At 49.5% G+C, this 15,705-nt stretch carries 13 protein-coding genes and 1 pseudogene; 12 read left to right on the top strand and 2 right to left on the bottom strand.

Translation table 11 applies throughout. From position 1 onward, the window contains the following. Positions 1 to 12 precede the first annotated feature (12 nt). The gene (locus BLIJ_RS10925; RefSeq protein ID WP_012578379.1) at positions 13 to 1,215 is read left to right on the top strand and encodes an IS110 family RNA-guided transposase; all 1,203 of its coding nucleotides are present in this window, start codon (positions 13 to 15) and stop codon (positions 1,213 to 1,215) included. A 299-nt stretch (positions 1,216 to 1,514) separates the two neighbouring features. Continuing rightward, complete coding sequence (locus BLIJ_RS10920; protein WP_012578378.1) at positions 1,515 to 2,120, top strand: arsenate reductase/protein-tyrosine-phosphatase family protein; 606 nt, start codon at positions 1,515 to 1,517, stop codon at positions 2,118 to 2,120. A 74-nt stretch (positions 2,121 to 2,194) separates the two neighbouring features. Here BLIJ_RS10920 and BLIJ_RS10915 read toward each other — a convergent pair whose 3' ends face one another. Next, complete coding sequence (locus tag BLIJ_RS10915; RefSeq protein WP_012578377.1) at positions 2,195 to 2,665, bottom strand: helix-turn-helix domain-containing protein; 471 nt, start codon at positions 2,663 to 2,665, stop codon at positions 2,195 to 2,197. 97 nt (positions 2,666 to 2,762) lie between these two features. On the opposite strand from BLIJ_RS10915, the gene BLIJ_RS10910 reads away from it, so the two are divergent. The 8 genes and pseudogenes from BLIJ_RS10910 to BLIJ_RS10885 all read left to right on the top strand — a co-directional run. Further along, positions 2,763 to 3,581 carry a DUF4422 domain-containing protein gene (locus BLIJ_RS10910; RefSeq protein WP_012578376.1) on the top strand — a complete coding sequence of 273 codons (819 nt, stop codon included), beginning with the start codon at positions 2,763 to 2,765 and terminating at the stop codon, positions 3,579 to 3,581. Positions 3,582 to 3,725: 144 nt separating this feature from the next. Then, on the top strand, positions 3,726 to 4,820 hold the full coding sequence (locus BLIJ_RS10905) for a glycosyltransferase family 2 protein (protein ID WP_012578375.1): 1,095 nt from the start codon (positions 3,726 to 3,728) through the stop codon (positions 4,818 to 4,820). 60 nt (positions 4,821 to 4,880) lie between these two features. Next, positions 4,881 to 6,041 (top strand): EpsG family protein, encoded by a 1,161-nt coding sequence (locus tag BLIJ_RS13875; RefSeq protein ID WP_231837833.1) that lies wholly within the window; start codon positions 4,881 to 4,883, stop codon positions 6,039 to 6,041. 33 nt (positions 6,042 to 6,074) lie between these two features. Then, positions 6,075 to 7,199: a glycosyltransferase gene (locus BLIJ_RS13870; protein WP_012578373.1), complete on the top strand. Its 1,125-nt coding sequence runs from the start codon at positions 6,075 to 6,077 to the stop codon at positions 7,197 to 7,199. Positions 7,200 to 7,218: 19 nt separating this feature from the next. After that, a complete protein-coding gene (locus BLIJ_RS10900; protein WP_014485128.1) occupies positions 7,219 to 8,229 on the top strand; it encodes a glycosyltransferase family 2 protein in 1,011 nt (336 codons plus the stop codon). A gap of 2 nt (positions 8,230 to 8,231) precedes the next feature. Continuing rightward, the gene (locus BLIJ_RS13865) at positions 8,232 to 9,164 is read left to right on the top strand and encodes a capsular polysaccharide synthesis protein (RefSeq protein WP_157860788.1); all 933 of its coding nucleotides are present in this window, start codon (positions 8,232 to 8,234) and stop codon (positions 9,162 to 9,164) included. 24 nt (positions 9,165 to 9,188) lie between these two features. Then, positions 9,189 to 10,070, top strand: coding sequence for a beta-1,6-N-acetylglucosaminyltransferase (locus BLIJ_RS10890; protein ID WP_012578370.1), 882 nt, complete (start codon positions 9,189 to 9,191; stop codon positions 10,068 to 10,070). Between the two features lie 282 nt (positions 10,071 to 10,352). After that, positions 10,353 to 11,536 (top strand): annotated as a pseudogene (locus BLIJ_RS10885) (IS256 family transposase); the annotation flags it as partial. 135 nt (positions 11,537 to 11,671) lie between these two features. On the opposite strand, the gene BLIJ_RS13860 reads toward BLIJ_RS10885, so the two are convergent. Further along, positions 11,672 to 12,748 (bottom strand): glycosyltransferase family 2 protein, encoded by a 1,077-nt coding sequence (locus BLIJ_RS13860; protein ID WP_050510675.1) that lies wholly within the window; start codon positions 12,746 to 12,748, stop codon positions 11,672 to 11,674. 270 nt (positions 12,749 to 13,018) lie between these two features. Here BLIJ_RS13860 and BLIJ_RS10875 point away from each other — a divergent pair, with 270 nt between their 5' ends. Then, the gene (locus tag BLIJ_RS10875) at positions 13,019 to 13,714 is read left to right on the top strand and encodes a glycosyltransferase family protein (RefSeq protein ID WP_012578366.1); all 696 of its coding nucleotides are present in this window, start codon (positions 13,019 to 13,021) and stop codon (positions 13,712 to 13,714) included. An 11-nt stretch (positions 13,715 to 13,725) separates the two neighbouring features. Beyond that, positions 13,726 to 15,261, top strand: coding sequence for a lipopolysaccharide biosynthesis protein (locus BLIJ_RS10870; protein WP_012578365.1), 1,536 nt, complete (start codon positions 13,726 to 13,728; stop codon positions 15,259 to 15,261). Positions 15,262 to 15,705: the final 444 nt, after the last annotated feature.

Genomic DNA, 15,705 nt, shown 5'->3' with positions numbered 1-15,705 from the left:
ACGGGAGGAACGATGATGACCCCGGACGACATCGACGTGTGGGTCGGCCTGGACGTGGGCAAGAGCGCGCACCACGCGCACGCCCTCGACCATGACGGGAACACCCTGTACGACAAGCCGTTGAAACAGGACGAGAAGGCCATCCGCACGATGCTGGGCAAGCTCTCCAAGCATGGCCGTGTGCTGCTGGTCGTGGACCAGCCCAACACCATCGGCTCCCTGCCCCTGACGGTGGCGCGGAACATGGGGATCGCGGTTGCCTACCTTCCCGGCACGGCCATGCGCAGGACCGCGCAGCTGCTGCCCGGGGACGCGAAGACCGACCGCAGGGACGCGCATGTGATCGCGTGGGCCGCGCTCAAGCTGCCCGAGACGCTCAGGGACGCGGGCCCGGATGACGAGACCCTCGCCGCCCTGAAGCTGCTCGCCGGCCACGACGAGGACCTCGCCCACGAATCCACCCGCCACGTCAACCGCCTGCGGAGCCTGCTGCTGCAGACCCACCCCGCGTTCGAACGCGCGCTCAAGGGCGAGAGAATCACGCGCGACGCGACGCTCGCGCTGCTCGAACGATACGGCGGGCCCATGGGCGTGAAACGGGCCGGGATCGAGGACGTGAAGGACTGGGCCAAGTCCAACGGGCTTCGCGCCGGCCGCATCATCGACGACATGTTCAAGGCGATCGGCGAGCAGACCGTCACCGTGCCCGGCACCCTCATGGCCGAGACCATCATCCCCTCCATCGCCCACGACATCAAGACGATCAGGGACCGGCGGCGCGAGGTCGGCCGCCAGGTCGAGAAGCTCCTGGAGGACCACCCTCTTCTCACGGTCCCGGCGTCGATGCCCGGGATAGGCGTCAGGACCGCAAGCAACATCCTGCTCGGCATCGGCGGCGACATCGCCAACTTCAAATCGTCCGCCCATCTGGCCGCCTACGCGGGCATATCGCCCGTCACCGGCCAATCCGGCACCAGCATCAAAGGCGAACGGCCCTCCAGGCGGGGCAACAAACGCCTCAAGAACGCGCTGTGGCAGACCGCGTTCGTCGCATCCACCAAACACCCGCCCTCCGTGGCCTATTACAAGCGCAAACGCGAACAGGGCAAACACCACAACGCCGCCATCATCTGCCTCGCGCGTCGGCGCTGCGACGTGATCTACAGCATGCTCAAAAACGGAACCCTCTACCAGGAACCAGCCCTCGTAGCCTGAACCGGGCCACACGGGAAAGGACGCCGGACGCCACCGGCAGGGCGAAGCGCGCCCACGACAGCCAACCGGAATCCCGACACGTCAACTCCCCAAGGAGTTGACAAAAACATAGGAACACCCCCCCCCTATAGCAAAATCGCTCAAAAAAACGGATTTCCCATTAGCATTCTGTGAAGATGAAGTGATGGTGGGCGGACGCGGATTGGCCACAGTCCGACGTATCGGACTAGAATGGTGCGCTAGTGGTTTGTACGCAGGCCCGCAAGGTAGCGTTGTAAGTATGAAGAAGGACTGAGCCCATGCACATTATGTTCGTCTGCACCGGCAATATTTGTCGTTCTCCTATGGGTGAGCTATTGCTCACTCGCTACCTCTCTGGCACCACGGTGCAGGTTTCCAGTGCGGGTACGCATGGCTTGCCCATGCATCAGATTGATCCTAACAGCGCCCTGCTCATGGAGAGCGTGGGCATCGAACCGGGTGGGTTCCGCTCTCGACGCCTGACACAGCCGATGGCCAAGTCAGCTGATCTGATCCTGTGCTTTGAAAAGGATCAGCGCAAAGACATCGTCACGTTGGCTCCCACTGCTGTGAAATACACGTTCCTGCTGGACGACTTTGCGAACATGTGTGAGTACTGCGCACGTAACGGGCTGGTCAAGGGCTTGACCATTCAGGAACGCTTGCAGTCAGTGATTGACTCTGCTTCCATTATTCGGCCAATGCTCCCTGAGCCTGAGGATATTGAAGATCCGCACGGCAAGGAATACGCAAAGTTCCGTACCGCAGCAGAGCAGACGAACAAAGCGCTGCGCACCATCCTGACCAGCATGCGTAAGCACTACCGCGTTGAGGAAGCCCCGGTACGGCCTCAAATTACGCGTCAGTATGCTTATACGGTATGAGTGTTTATTTGTGATACGGGTATCTACACTTCATACTTCCAGATGCGGAAGATAGTCTCGTTCAAATATACCCGTTATCTATTTGTAAGTGCAGCATCCTTGTTTTCGGCTGATTCTAGCAGTTCGTCGGCGAATGCCTCGGCGGGCGTGCGGTGGCCGAGCACGCGCATGGGCCGGTCGTCGGTCTCGTCGACGATCTCCCGGAGCCCTCTTGCCATACCGGGTTCGATGATCGTGCGTTTGGGCAGGCAGCGGCGGATGATGCCGTTGCGGTTCTCATCGCCGCCCCGCCGCCGGGAACCGTAGGAGTCGGCGATGTGATACCGGCCCGTCCACGGGCCCGTCTTCAGACGCTTCGGCCGGTACGGCCGGTAGGACTCGCTCTCGTTGGACGGGAACCATGTGTTGCGCTTGATCTCCCGGCTGATGCTGAACGGGCTGCGTCCCGGCAAACGGGCCATCTTCCTGACGCTCGTGCCGTTGCCGACCTCGATCTGGATGACCTGGCGTTCCTCTTCCGACAGGTGCGAATATACTTTCCCCATAGGTGCAACATCCCTTCGGACTGGTTTTCTGGACAATCTCCAATCTAACGGATGTTGCACTTTCAATTAGACAACGGGTGAAAGGTAGGATAACAATATGACAACGGGTGTGAATCAGGAGATTGTCGTTGCCGTAGTGTCGCATAAGCCATATCGCATGCCGGCTGATTCGGTATATATGCCACTGCATGTGGGCGCCGCGCTGCATCCGGATGTGTTGCCCGATTGGGTTCAGGACAACGAGGGTGAGAATATCTCGGATCGCAATGGCAAGTATTCGGAGCTGACCGGCCTGTATTGGTTGTGGAAGAACTGCGATGCCGATTACATCGGTTTGGTGCACTACCGCAGGCATTTCGCTACTCGCAGTTGGCTGGGGCGTCGAGCCCGCGATCGTTTTGACAGGATCATCGGCGGTCAGGAACTTGCTCAGGTGCTGCAAAAGGCGGATGTAGTAGTGCCAAACCATCGTAATTACGTAATTGAAACGGTCCGTTCGCATTATGAGCACACATTGCCGGCTGAGCATCTCGATGTTACGCGGGACGTTATTCGGGAACGCTACCCGCAGTATCTTGCCACGTTCGACAAGGTGATGGGTGGAACAAAGGCTCATATGTTCAATATGTTCATAATGCGTCGAGATCTGCTTGCCGATTACTGTGCCTGGCTGTTTCCAATTCTGTTCGAGCTTGAACAGCGCACTGACGATTCAGCCTATGACGCTTTCAACCTGCGGTACCCAGGACGTGTTTCAGAGACGCTGCTGGATGTATGGCTTTCCGAGCAGCTGCAGCAAGGTGTCCGGATGGTTGAGCTTCCCGTTGCGTCGCCCGAACCGGTCGATTGGCCTGCTAAGATCATGGGATTCCTTAACGCCAAGTTCCGTGGCAAGAAATATGGGAAGAGTTTCTGATAAATTGGGAATGCTGTTTGGCTTGTATAGTTTTGCTTTTGGATGCTTTTTGGCCCCCTATAGTCCAAGAGCTAGCTTTCTATGCAGCGCGCATATGATAAAATGCAATACAAAAGTATCGGTATATAAGGCGGAAAGTGACATATGAAAGACAAAAAATTGGCTAATATTGTTCCACAAAATCAGGAAGATGAGGGAATTATTCTCTCTATTATCGTTCCCACATGGAATATTCCCTCAGAGATTTTCAAACGTTGTATGAACAGTATTGCCAATCTTAAAAATCTTTCCTATGAAGTGTTGATTATGATTGACGGGGATGGCCAACACGATCGTTATTGGGCAATATGCCAGGAGTGTTTTTCTTCGCCGGAGAGAGTGAAAGTAATCGAAATAGCACATGCTGGGCTAAATGCTGTTAGGAATGCGGGCATCAAACTCTCTCAGGGGAAATGGCTTTTCATTGTAGATGCGGATGACGCTATCTGTGTCGAGGGTTTGACATTGGCGTTGAATGCGCTAAAAGGTGCATCAGATACGGTGGCGTACTGCACAAACCATATCGAGGTATTCAGATCATACAGTAAACGTATGATGAATTATTGTGAAGATGAGCGCTTTAATGGTGTAGAGTGCTGTTCGCGCTTGATGCGGTGTACGTATAACATGGGGCAAGCTTGGGCAAAGCTTTTTTCTCGGGATTTTCTAATTACTAATCATTTGTATTATGATGAGAGTCTTGCTTTCGGTGAAGATTGTGAATTTATTCTACGTTTGGCTTTTAAGGCAGAACAAAACAATGTCACTTTCATGGGGTCTCCGGTATTTAGTTATCAGTATTATCGCAATGCAGATTCATCAACGAAACGCTTTTCTGAAGATTATATGAATCGATATATTCGTGCATTTAAAATAATGAATCAGGATTTTAAAGAAGCGAAGTGGGAACCCAAAGAGTTTGACATTTTTGTAGCGCATGTTCTCATGCAATTAACTGTCAATTATGTGTTTAATGCAAATGCGGGAATGACTTTAAAAGATCATTGGCATTTGTATCGTAAGGTTCGTCAGATTGATGAATTTGCGTGTGCAATAAGAAATGTGCATTGCGCGCAGATGAATTCCAAGAGTCGTTCCATAGTGCTTATGTTTTGGAAACTGCACTTATTTCTCTGCTTGTATGTGGTCGCTTGGTTTAGGCACACGCAGATTCGTCTAGGAAGGAAGCGGTGGGCGTGACGTTATTAGCAGTAGTGTTTCTAGATTGATCCCTTAAAATAGATGAATTAGTTGATTTATATGTTTCAAATATTATTTTATCCGCTTGTATTCGCTATCTCGCTTGTTTTTTTCTGGATTTCAGACAGATCGGCGCATTTCTGGGGCGGTGAACAATATAGATATTTATTATGTAAAATCTTTTCTGCATCTGGAATTCTCTTTCTTGCATCAATCGCCGGTGTGCGTGATGTGACTATTGGTACTGATGTCAAGGTATATGTGATTGACACATTCGAAAAAGTCAGTCAGCTGCGTTTTACGGATATATTTATTAGTTATTTTGGAATTGATAAGCCTATTCCTCTTGGTTTTGCACTACTTGCTTGGCTATGTGCTCACGTAGTCTCAGATGTCCATTTTTTCTTATTTGCAATAGAATTATTAATCATATTCATGCTCTATGTTTCTGCTGCAAGATTCTGTAAGGGAAGGACTTGGCTATGCATGGCCGCATATATGCTATTCTTCTATGCTGAATCTATGAATACTATGAAGCAGTACTTAGCTGTCGCAATTTGCTTATATTCTCTAAGATATTGCTTTGACAAAAAAATCGTAAAATTTATTTGTGTAATTTTTATTGCAACACAGTTTCATTTCACTGCATTAACTGCTCTGGTATATTATCCGTGTGTTTTATTGATAAAAGGAGAAAACACTGGAAATATTGTAAGCACCGAAAAAACAAGAAGGACGTTTCTTGTATTAATTACATTATTTATATTTGTTTTAGGGTATTATAGTGGATCTACTCTAGTAAGATTTGTTGCGGAATATCATCCCACTGTTAATTGGAGTGTAGCTCGACTTGGTACGGGTGGCACGTCTATCCTGCCAATCATTTCTGCTGTTCTGATTTCCTGTATTTTTTTAGTAGTCAAAAACCAAGATAAAGACATTATTTACAACCAGAATTTAAATGTATATGTATATTTTGCAATTATAGGTTGGCTTGGTACTGAATTTACAGTGATTAGTCCAAATATCGATAGAGTTTTCCTTTACGAGAAAATTTTTACTATATTATTAATACCTAATATTTTTTCCAGTAATAAGCTGTTAGAGAAAACGCTACAATTATTATTCTTATTGTGGGGCGTAGTGTGTTTTTTGTATCTGGTCATATATGGTGGCTGGTATGAAGTATACCCTTACACTTCAGAAATACTTGGTATTTAATTGACAGTTTCGAGTATTAAATAAGGAGTATGTATGACCATAAAAGTTTTATATTATTCTGAAGGTTGGGGCTTAGGTGGTATTGAACGTTTCATAGTAAATACCGCAGAAGCGTTGGATCGACATAACTATAGTTTTGATGTCTTTTGTACGCATGATTGGAGTGCATGCTATGATGATACTATTTCAAGTCTCGGTGGTAAGCGTTACACGGTATTCCATGGTTTTAAGCCGAATCTTATGAAACGTGCAATATGCAGTTCTAGTGCTTGGAGAAAGCAATTATGTTCCAAACACTATGACGCTGTTCATATTAATACCATGAATGGCATGGGTTTTTTATATGCTAAGATTGCTTATGATGCAGGAATACCGGTCAGAATTGTTCATTCACATAATTCTGCTTTTGGCTCAGGATCACGGATAATAAAACAAATTATGCATAAATTTGGGCAACAGGCGTGGTCCAGATATGCCACGTTTAATCTTGCTTGTTCATCTGAGGCTGGGAAGTATCTTTTTGGAAAAAGAAGATTTGACATTATTCATAATGGCGTAGATGTAGAACGTTTCCGTTTCAGTATGCCTATTCGGTCCCAGGTGCGTGCTGAGCTCGGAGTTGGTTCAGAATCTTTGTTATTCGGTTCTGTTGGACGTTTAGCAGAAGCCAAGGATCCGTTATTCCAAATTCGTGTTTTGAAAGTATTATGTGATATGGGGGTAGATGCTCATTTACTTCTAGTTGGGGAGGGACCATTGTCTTGTAATGTGAGACAAGAAGCGAAAGTACTTGACTTAAATGACAGGGTTCATCTTCCTGGTGGCACAGCAGAGCCCGAACGATTTATGAGTGCTTTTGATGTTTTTACCATGCCATCTTTATACGAGGGGTTTCCGATGGTAGTGGTAGAAGCCACTGACAACGGGCTTCCTATTTTAATCTCGGATACAATCCAGCTTGGATCTTTTGAAGCGCCAAGAATTCGTCATCTTCCGACTGGTCAACCACGGCAATGGGCTGAGGCGATAATGCAATGCAAAATGCATGAAACCTTGTCTGACCGTAGTGATGGTTCTCGTATCGTGAACAAGCTGGGTTATAACCGTGTTGCAATTACTCGGCAGCTTGAGTTGATTTATTCGTCGGCAGATTGCTGATATTCAGGGGAAAACGAGCATGTACAATAAGAAAATGGTCAGTTTTATCATTCCTGTGCATAATGTTGAACAGTACGTTGAGCGCTGTGCGCGAAGCATTGCTGACCAAGATTATAAGGCTTTGGAAATTCTTTTGGTTGAGAATGGTTCAAGTGATGGATCGCTTGCAGCATGTGAACGTCTAGCTCGGGAAGATGCTCGCATCAAAGTGATACAATCGGCGGTTACTGGAGTTTCTATTGCGAGGAATCTTGGTATTGAAAGAGCATCGGGAGATTATTTAATGTTTGCTGATGCCGATGACTGGCTTGCGCAAGGTGCGGTTACTGACGCCGTATCAAGATTGGAGAAAAGTGCCGCTGATGTCGCTTTTTATGATTACTTCAATTCGTCAGAGAAAACTGATTCTTCTCCTAGACCTGTGCATCTTACGTTCCCATCCAATCAATTGCTTGATTCCGCGACTGCGCTAACATGGATGTTGGAAGGACGCTTTTATTGGAATGTATGGCAGACCATTTCCAAGCGTGAATTATTTACTGACAGTAGTGTTCGTTTCCCTAAGGGAATTTATGTGGGAGAAGATTTGTATTTCACATATCATCTTATTGGTGCTGCAAAACAGGTCGCTTTTCTTGATAAAGCGTATTATGGGTATTTCCAGCGTCCAGATTCCATGATGGGGAAGGCAAGAACAGTAGAGGCGATGGATAAAAGGCTCTGTGATACTTGGGACATGCAGCAGAAGCTGTGGAACTATACAGTTGAGCGATTCCCCATGCAGCTTAATGCATATGCTGCTTTCTCGGCTCGATTGGCTTTTATTGATTTAATTTCAATAGGATTATTGAATAATAAATTAATCAACAACAAATGGCAAGTTTTTCTGGAAGAAAAATTTGTTCAATATAAGGATTCGCTTAATTATCGTGATCTAAAGAATAGGATTCGAATTATTTTAGTACAATTCAAGTTGTTGCATATTCGTATATGTGCGGTTCTTGCTGCTAAATGTATGAGGGGACACTGAGCATGGCAGTTCAATCATTGGGTCAGGCAGTTAATTATTGTAAGCGTTTTGGTCCAAGACTTGTTGCTACGAAAATGCTGTATAAGCTGTTACCGCAGGCTGGCTTTTCTGTATGTAGACAGATAGAAGAGTATCTGAAACATTATTATCTTCCGGATGTTGCCTACCATAAAACTGAGTTTTGTGGAAAAATTCAAGCTGATGCACCAATCTGGGTGATGTGGTGGCAAGGTGAGGAACGGATGCCTGATGTTGTGCGTTTGGCGGTCGCTTCCATGCGTAGGTTTGCAGGCCGGAGACCTGTCATGCTGATTACGAAGGACAACTATCATGATTATGCCAAACGGTCCGTCGATTTCTATCGATATGTAGAGCATGGAGCCATTTCTCTGACTCATTTTTCTGATTATGTTCGATTTGATTTGCTTCACAAATATGGTGGATTCTGGCTAGATGCCACATTGCTGATGACCGCTCCCATACCGGATTTCGTGAATGATCTCAGACTGTTCAGCATCAAGCATGGCACTATACGGCCAGGAGAGCAATGGAGTCCGATGTGGTCTCGCAATTGGACTGCATACTGTTGGGGTGGATGCGCAGGCGATCCTTTCTTTGATTTCATGTTGCGTTTCTTTGAGCGATATCATGAGCGAGAAGGCAGTGTAATGATTGACTATTTCCTGATAGATCGCATTATTTCTGTGGCATATCAAGAATTTGTGGATGTGCGGAATACCATAGATGCTATTCCTGTTAACAATGTCGATGTGCTGACATCACCAATTGTAAATACAGCTTCGATAAACCATCGTTCAGATGACAATGGTACTTTCTTGCATAAGCTTTCTTGGAAAGAACCACCTCAACCAGATTGTGGGAATGGCCAGCGTTCATGGTTTGGTCAGTTGTTGGATCAGTATGGTATCAGGTAACGCAGGTTCAGGAGATTTCCGTATATGAGACATGCATTTATGATTATGGCGCACAACAACTGGAATCAGTTGCGTACGTTGCTCTCTTTGCTTGATGACGAACGGAATTCGATAGATGTCCATATTGACGCCCGATCGAAAGATTTTGACGCAAGCATGTTCAATGGGGTATTGAAGCATGCTTCGTTGACTTTTGCCCCCCGCGTCAAAGTGACATGGGGTGGGAGCTCCCAGATTCAATGTGAGTTGGCGCTTCTTCGCCGAGCTGTTGCCTGTGAATGTGATTACTACCATCTGTTGTCGGGGGCTGACTTGCCATTACATGACATGGATTATATCGATGACTTCTTCAAATCCCATCGTGGTCAAGAATTCGTTGATTTCTGTGAGATTGGATCAGACATATTGCAGTCTACACGAGAAAGGGTCTCGCTTTTCCATCCTTTTCAAAATATGTTGGGTCGAGATTGTCGATATGTTGAGTGGCTCTCAAAGCGCTTTCAACGTTTAATGGGGGTCAACCGTTTGAAAGAACATGCAGAAGTTCTTGCTAAGGGAGCGAACTGGTACAGTATTACCCATGGGTTTGCTTTATGGGTCGTCGATCAATGGGCGGCATATAGAAGAATTTTTCAGTATTCTTGGTGTGCTGATGAATTATTTATGCAGACAATGCTGATGAACTCACCTTTCCGGGAAAATATCTGGCATCCACAGGCTGATGATGATTACCGATCTATTATGAGACTCATTGACTGGAAACGGGGTAATCCGTATGTTTTCCATTCATCAGATTACAACGAATTGATTACCTCGCCTATGCTGTTCGCGCGAAAATTTGACGAACGAGTTGATGAAGGAATAATTGAAGATCTTGCGAGAAATATTAGAGGATATGATCTGTAAAAAATTTTTCCGGATTAGTTTAGTAGAAGTATAAGATTTATGTATTGTATGGCGGTGGGAAGCAGGAAATTCTTGTCAAGCAGAACGAATTAGTCAGCATTATCGTGCCGGCTTATAATATGGAACAATACTTGGAGCACTGCTTCCAAAGTATTGCTGGGATAAGGCCCGAAATCCTGCGCACTTTGTGATTCGGGTTTCTTGGAAGAGGACATGGCCCGTTCCGGGTGCGATTTTCAGTCGCTGACACTGGAAAACCGCGATTGGAAAGAGGCGGAGGCCATGTCCAGGGAAATCATACAGTTCGACGACGCCATGTTCGAGACGAAGCTCGACGCCATGGTGCGTGACAAGGTTGAGCGGATCGTCAACGCGATGCCCGACGCTTCAGGTCGACGAGATCGCCAGCGCCGCAGGATACGAACGAACCGGCGGACGCAAGGCGTACCGTGCCGGCCATTACGAACGCGGCCTGACCGCCAAGGCCGGCAGGCTGGAGCCGAAGGTGCCGAAACCGGAGGGCGCGGTCTTCGGGTCGGCGGTGATCGAACGATACCGGCGGTGCGAGCAGGGGCATCGAGGAACCATTGATCGACATGTACCTGGCGGGCGCGAGCACCCGGCAGGTGGACGACACCGGCCGGCTGTTGTGGGGCGATCGCATGCCCTCGCGGACGCTCTCCGACAAGTTCAAGCGCTTCTATGGGGAGATGGACCAGTGGCGCAACAGGCCGTTGGAGGGCGAATGGCCGTACGTGTTCGTGGACGGCGTGTGGCACAAGCGATCATGGGGCGGGCGAGTGGAGAACGTGAGCGTGCTCGTCGCCATCGGCATCGGCATGGATGGTCACCGTGAGGTGCTCGGCGTCGCCGAGGGCATGAAGGAGGATTCCGCCAGCTGGGAGCAGTTCGTCCGCTCCATGATTGAACGCGGCCTCAAGGGCGTGCGCCTGGTGGTCGGCGACCGGTACGCCGGACTCGTCGCCACGGTCGGCTCGATGCTGCCCGAGGCGAGGTACCAGCGGTGTATGGTGCGTTTCATGCGCGACGTGCTCTCCAAGGTGCCGCCCGGACACAGGGAATGGACGTCGGCGGCCCTGAAGGCCGTGTTCGCCATGGAGTCCTGGGAATCCGCGCTGGACAAGGCCGAGACCGTCGCCGCGGAGATGGAGGCCAGGAGGCTGAAGGCCGCCGCCAACTGCCTGCGGGAGGGTATCGGCGAGACCGTGACCTACCTGCTGCCCGGGTTCCCGGACTGGCACCGCAGGCGCATCCGCACGAACGACATGATCGAACGGCTCAACCGGGAGATCAGGCGGCGCACGCGCGTCGTGGGAAGCTTCCCGGACGGGAACAGCGCCCTCATGCTCATATGCGCCCGCATCAGGTACGTCACCGCGAACGAATGGTCCAACCGGCGTTACCTTGACATGTCCCGGCTCGATGACAGTCTCATGGAAGCGAACCGGTCATCGCGCCATGGACGGCCACGATCCAAAGTGCGCAACCTTTCGGGCACTACCGTTTCGGCAAGGTCGACAGCCTCATCGCCATGGTCAAACTCAGATACAGCGGGCTGCCGATTCGCCTACCGGCGCCCGTCACCTGATCCACGAAAACTGCAATTGACTCTTAATTTTTTTTATCAAATGATGTAATCGATTGCTGAATATAGCATATGACAATGGTGAAAATATTAAGCAAAATAGTACTTTTGTCTTTTCAAACCAAGACATTGGTGATTTAAAGCATATAGGAGATAATGCTTGTGCTTGAGATGACAAGGAATGTAAGCGTTGCTGTGCTTGCATATCGCTGCGTAAATTGTTTTCCGCCCGCATGAAATCTGCAATAATACCATTAAAAGTATTTAAAAGGCATTCATTAAAGCCGTTTTCATCAAGGAAGAGGAGGCGCTGACACAATGCCTCGATTTTATCAAGATTCCTAATGGAATAATTTTCGTTCATAATGCTGCCATCATGCTGCACATAATGGTAAAGAACATCATCGATGCATGCAACACGATGACAGCGGACGACCAGTTGCGCGAATACAAATTCGTCCTCATGAATTTTACCGACAGGGTATGTGAGATTATCCCAAATTTCACTTCGGTACAGTTTATTCCACGCCACGATATGCTTCCAGCTGGATTGCATCGCATAGATCATGTACTGGCGGCTGGTGAGTGTTTTAGTCTCAAAGCTAGGATCAGCTTCTTCGGCGAGCGCAGCGCCGTTCTCATCCTCTTTCCGGACATTGCAAATCACCATATCCGCCTGTTCGGCATGTGCCGTATCGAGCATGCGTTTGACGTAATCATGTTCGACATAATCGTCGCTGTCCACAAAGCAGATGTATTCGCCCTTGCGCAGTCGCAATCCCGTGTTCCTTGCCGCGGATAGTCCTGCATTCCGCTGGTGCACGACATTGATGCGGCTGTCTTTGGCTGCCCAATGCTCGCAGATGGTTGGCGATTCGTCGGTCGACCCATCGTCGACGAGAATGATTTGCAGATTCCGATAGGTCTGTTTAACGATGCTCTGTATACAGGTATCAAGCCACTTTGCAACATTGTAAATAGGCAGAACGACAGTAATCAGTGGATCCGACCCATTGGATGATTGGCGTCCTTCGTGATTTTGCATTGGCTCTTGGAATCGACTATCGGCCATATTTACCTTCTTTTATATCTTCATATGCGGGAAAGGAAGGCATATACGGGGCTCGCCGGGATAGTTCCCATATGCCGTATGTGCTTCTGTACAGTCAGTATATAATGACTTACCGTATATGGGGGTGAAGGGGAGCCGGAGAAGGTGCTGTCTGGCTTCGAGCTGGGGTATGTGGGTTGTCATTGGGGAGCCCAATAATATGTGGAGAGTGGCGGAATGATGGTTCGAGCCATGAAGTTTTTATTGTGTGATTGATTGGAATGCTCTGATATGGTTGATACGCCGATTCGGGTGTGCTTGGTTTCGCCTGATGAGCCGAAGGCTCGCGCATTGGCCGAGAAATACCGTTCGACCCATGTCGTGTTCCTGCAGAGCCCCGGTCTGCCGTACAAGGTGGCCAACCGGGTTCGGAACCTATGGAACCGGAAGAAGCGTTCCCGCGTTTCCACGTATTATGCGAAGGCGCTGGTGGAGATCAAGAAAGCCGGTCCGTTCGATGTGGTGGTCATTGAAGGCGGTCCTTGTGATGCCATGGCTCCGTATGAGGATTATCGCGGCGACGCTTTGATGTACCACCTGCATTATGATCCGACGATGCCGTTCCATAGCACGGGGTATTCGCGCGTGATCGCGGTGAGCGACTATATGGCGAACTCGTGGAGGCGCAATTGCCTTGATCCGGTGACGGATGTGCGTGTGGCTCATAACGGCATCGATATCTCCAAATTCCAACGCGGGTTCACTGAGGATGACCGAAAGGCGATTCGTGCGCGGTTTGGTTTTGCTCCCGATGATTTCGTGGCATTGTATTGCGGCAGGATCATCGATTCGTTGGTGGATGCGCTTAGGGAATTGAACGGCGACTCCAGGAGACTGGAATCGATGTCGCAGGCGGCGTTGCTGCATTCGCGGAAATTTACGGAAGAATCCTTTTATCGGGAATTCGTGGAGAAGATAGGCGAGTAATAGGCTGAATTATGGGAGATAAGAAACAACTGCTTGTGAACATGGTCGCAAGTTTGGTGAATTTCACGGTTTCCGTTGGAATCGGTCTGGTGCTTACGCCATATATCGTGCGTAGCATCGGCGCTGAAGCCTATGGGTTCGTCGGATTGGCGAACACGTTCGTGAGCTATGCGCAGCTGCTTACCATCGCATTGAATTCGGTGGCCGGGCGCTTCATCACGGTCGCATACCATGAAGGCGATGATTCCAAGGCGAACGGGTATTATTCGTCTACGCTTGCGGCAAACGGCGTCATGGTCGCCATACTGGTGGTCGTCGCGGTTCCGGTGGTGACGTTCCTTGACAAGCTGGTGAACATCTCTCCACATCTTGTGGGAGACGTGAAGGCTCTGTTCGTCTTCATATTCCTGAATTTCATGCTTTCGACCATCGCCACGGTGTATTCCGTCGCCACATTCGTGAAGAACAAGCTGTATCTGAGCAGTATCGCGAATCTCGCGTTTTCCTTGGTACGTGTGGTGGCCATGGTCGCGCTTTTCGGGATTCTGCCGCCAAAGGTCTACTACGTGGGCTTGGCCGTATGCTTGGCGACGGCGGTGATGACGCTGATGAATCGCTCGTATACGCGCAGATTACTTCCCGACATTTCCTTCGACAGGAAATCGGTATCGTGGACGAGCATTCGTGAGATGCTTTCCGCCGGCGTGTGGAACGTGGTCACGAAACTCCAGCAGATTATGATGTTCGGATTGCAGTTGCTGGTGGCGAACCTGATGATCAGCCCGTATCTTATGGGTATGCTCTCCATCGCCCAGACCGTTCCGAACCAGATCAGCGGACTAATGTGGACTGTGTCGAGCCTGTTTTATCCTGAACAGACGAAATACTATGCGCAGGGCAAGCATAAGGAACTCATCGAAGACCTCAAATCGGGCATGAAGGTGACCGGTTTCTTCACGAATATTATTTTTGTGGCGATGCTTGTTGCAGGATATGATTTCATGAGTTTGTGGCAGCATGGTCAGGATACGGAGCTGTTGTATCAGTTGCTTACCCTTACCATGCTGGGCTTGCTGATTTCCGGTGTCGCTACGACGTTGCAGAATCTGCCGCTGATCGTCAACCGTTTGAAGAAGTATTCTATCGGATGGCTCGTCTACAGTGCGATATCCATGGTCGTGCTGATTGCCTTTATCGAGGTTCTTCCGAAGTGGGGCGTTTTCCTCGTGGCGGCGATTCCGCCTCTGTTTGAGATTTTGGCAAATGTGACATTCGTGCCCGTTTATGCCTCCAGATGCTTGGGCATCGGGAAATTCGAGTTCTATCCCATCTATATTCGGTACTTCGCCTCCACAGCGGTGGCTGCCGCCGTCTGCTGGGGAATCAGGCATGTGTTCGCGCTGGTCGCCAATGGCTGGGTCTCGTTGATTCTGACGTGTTGCCTGTATGCATTGGTCACAATGCTTTTGGATGTAGTGTTGTTGCTCGGAAAGAAAGAACGTTCCATGTTGGTAGGTATGCTGAAGAAGAAGCTACATATCAACTAGCGAGGTGGTGGCGTTTTCTTGGACTCTCCGACCGGGAGGAGACCCCCTAGGGTGGTATACAGCAAGGAACAACGCGACCGCGTCCACAGCTCTGCGTTTCGATTCCTCGGGAACCGGGACATGCCTCAGTTTGCGTTGGCCGGGGCATGGGCCCATCAATCCACGCCGTGAGCAGCGTGTCCTGCTTTTCGAATGGCCCGCGCCGCATCGTGCGCGCTAGGCTGTATACCACCCTAGGGGGGGGTCTCCTCCCGGTCGGGGAGTCCAAGAAAAGGGGCTGCGGACATTTTCTTGGAGACCGAACGCAAGGATTTGGTTGTGTTCACTCCCGAGGAACGCAAGCGGGCGGTGGAACTCTATCTCACGACATCAACGACGACCGCCGAAGCGGTCGAACATCTCGGTCATCCGACCAGACGGCGCCTGGAACGCCGGCCGGCGAAG

Origin of the sequence: Bifidobacterium longum subsp. infantis ATCC 15697 = JCM 1222 = DSM 20088, from assembly GCF_000269965.1 — a bacterium.
Lineage (GTDB): Bacteria > Actinomycetota > Actinomycetes > Actinomycetales > Bifidobacteriaceae > Bifidobacterium > Bifidobacterium infantis.
Note: the sequence above shows the minus strand (reverse complement) of the source record. Positions and strands in the feature narration are given on the sequence as shown.

Coding starts and splice junctions, on each gene's coding strand:
- BLIJ_RS10925 (WP_012578379.1), top strand. CDS start 13: ATGATGACCCCGGACGACATCGACGTGTGGGTCGGCCTGGACGTGGGC.
- BLIJ_RS10920 (WP_012578378.1), top strand. CDS start 1,515: ATGCACATTATGTTCGTCTGCACCGGCAATATTTGTCGTTCTCCTATG.
- BLIJ_RS10915 (WP_012578377.1), bottom strand. CDS start 2,665: ATGGGGAAAGTATATTCGCACCTGTCGGAAGAGGAACGCCAGGTCATC.
- BLIJ_RS10910 (WP_012578376.1), top strand. CDS start 2,763: ATGACAACGGGTGTGAATCAGGAGATTGTCGTTGCCGTAGTGTCGCAT.
- BLIJ_RS10905 (WP_012578375.1), top strand. CDS start 3,726: ATGAAAGACAAAAAATTGGCTAATATTGTTCCACAAAATCAGGAAGAT.
- BLIJ_RS13875 (WP_231837833.1), top strand. CDS start 4,881: ATGTTTCAAATATTATTTTATCCGCTTGTATTCGCTATCTCGCTTGTT.
- BLIJ_RS13870 (WP_012578373.1), top strand. CDS start 6,075: ATGACCATAAAAGTTTTATATTATTCTGAAGGTTGGGGCTTAGGTGGT.
- BLIJ_RS10900 (WP_014485128.1), top strand. CDS start 7,219: ATGTACAATAAGAAAATGGTCAGTTTTATCATTCCTGTGCATAATGTT.
- BLIJ_RS13865 (WP_157860788.1), top strand. CDS start 8,232: ATGGCAGTTCAATCATTGGGTCAGGCAGTTAATTATTGTAAGCGTTTT.
- BLIJ_RS10890 (WP_012578370.1), top strand. CDS start 9,189: ATGAGACATGCATTTATGATTATGGCGCACAACAACTGGAATCAGTTG.
- BLIJ_RS13860 (WP_050510675.1), bottom strand. CDS start 12,748: ATGGCCGATAGTCGATTCCAAGAGCCAATGCAAAATCACGAAGGACGC.
- BLIJ_RS10875 (WP_012578366.1), top strand. CDS start 13,019: ATGGTTGATACGCCGATTCGGGTGTGCTTGGTTTCGCCTGATGAGCCG.
- BLIJ_RS10870 (WP_012578365.1), top strand. CDS start 13,726: ATGGGAGATAAGAAACAACTGCTTGTGAACATGGTCGCAAGTTTGGTG.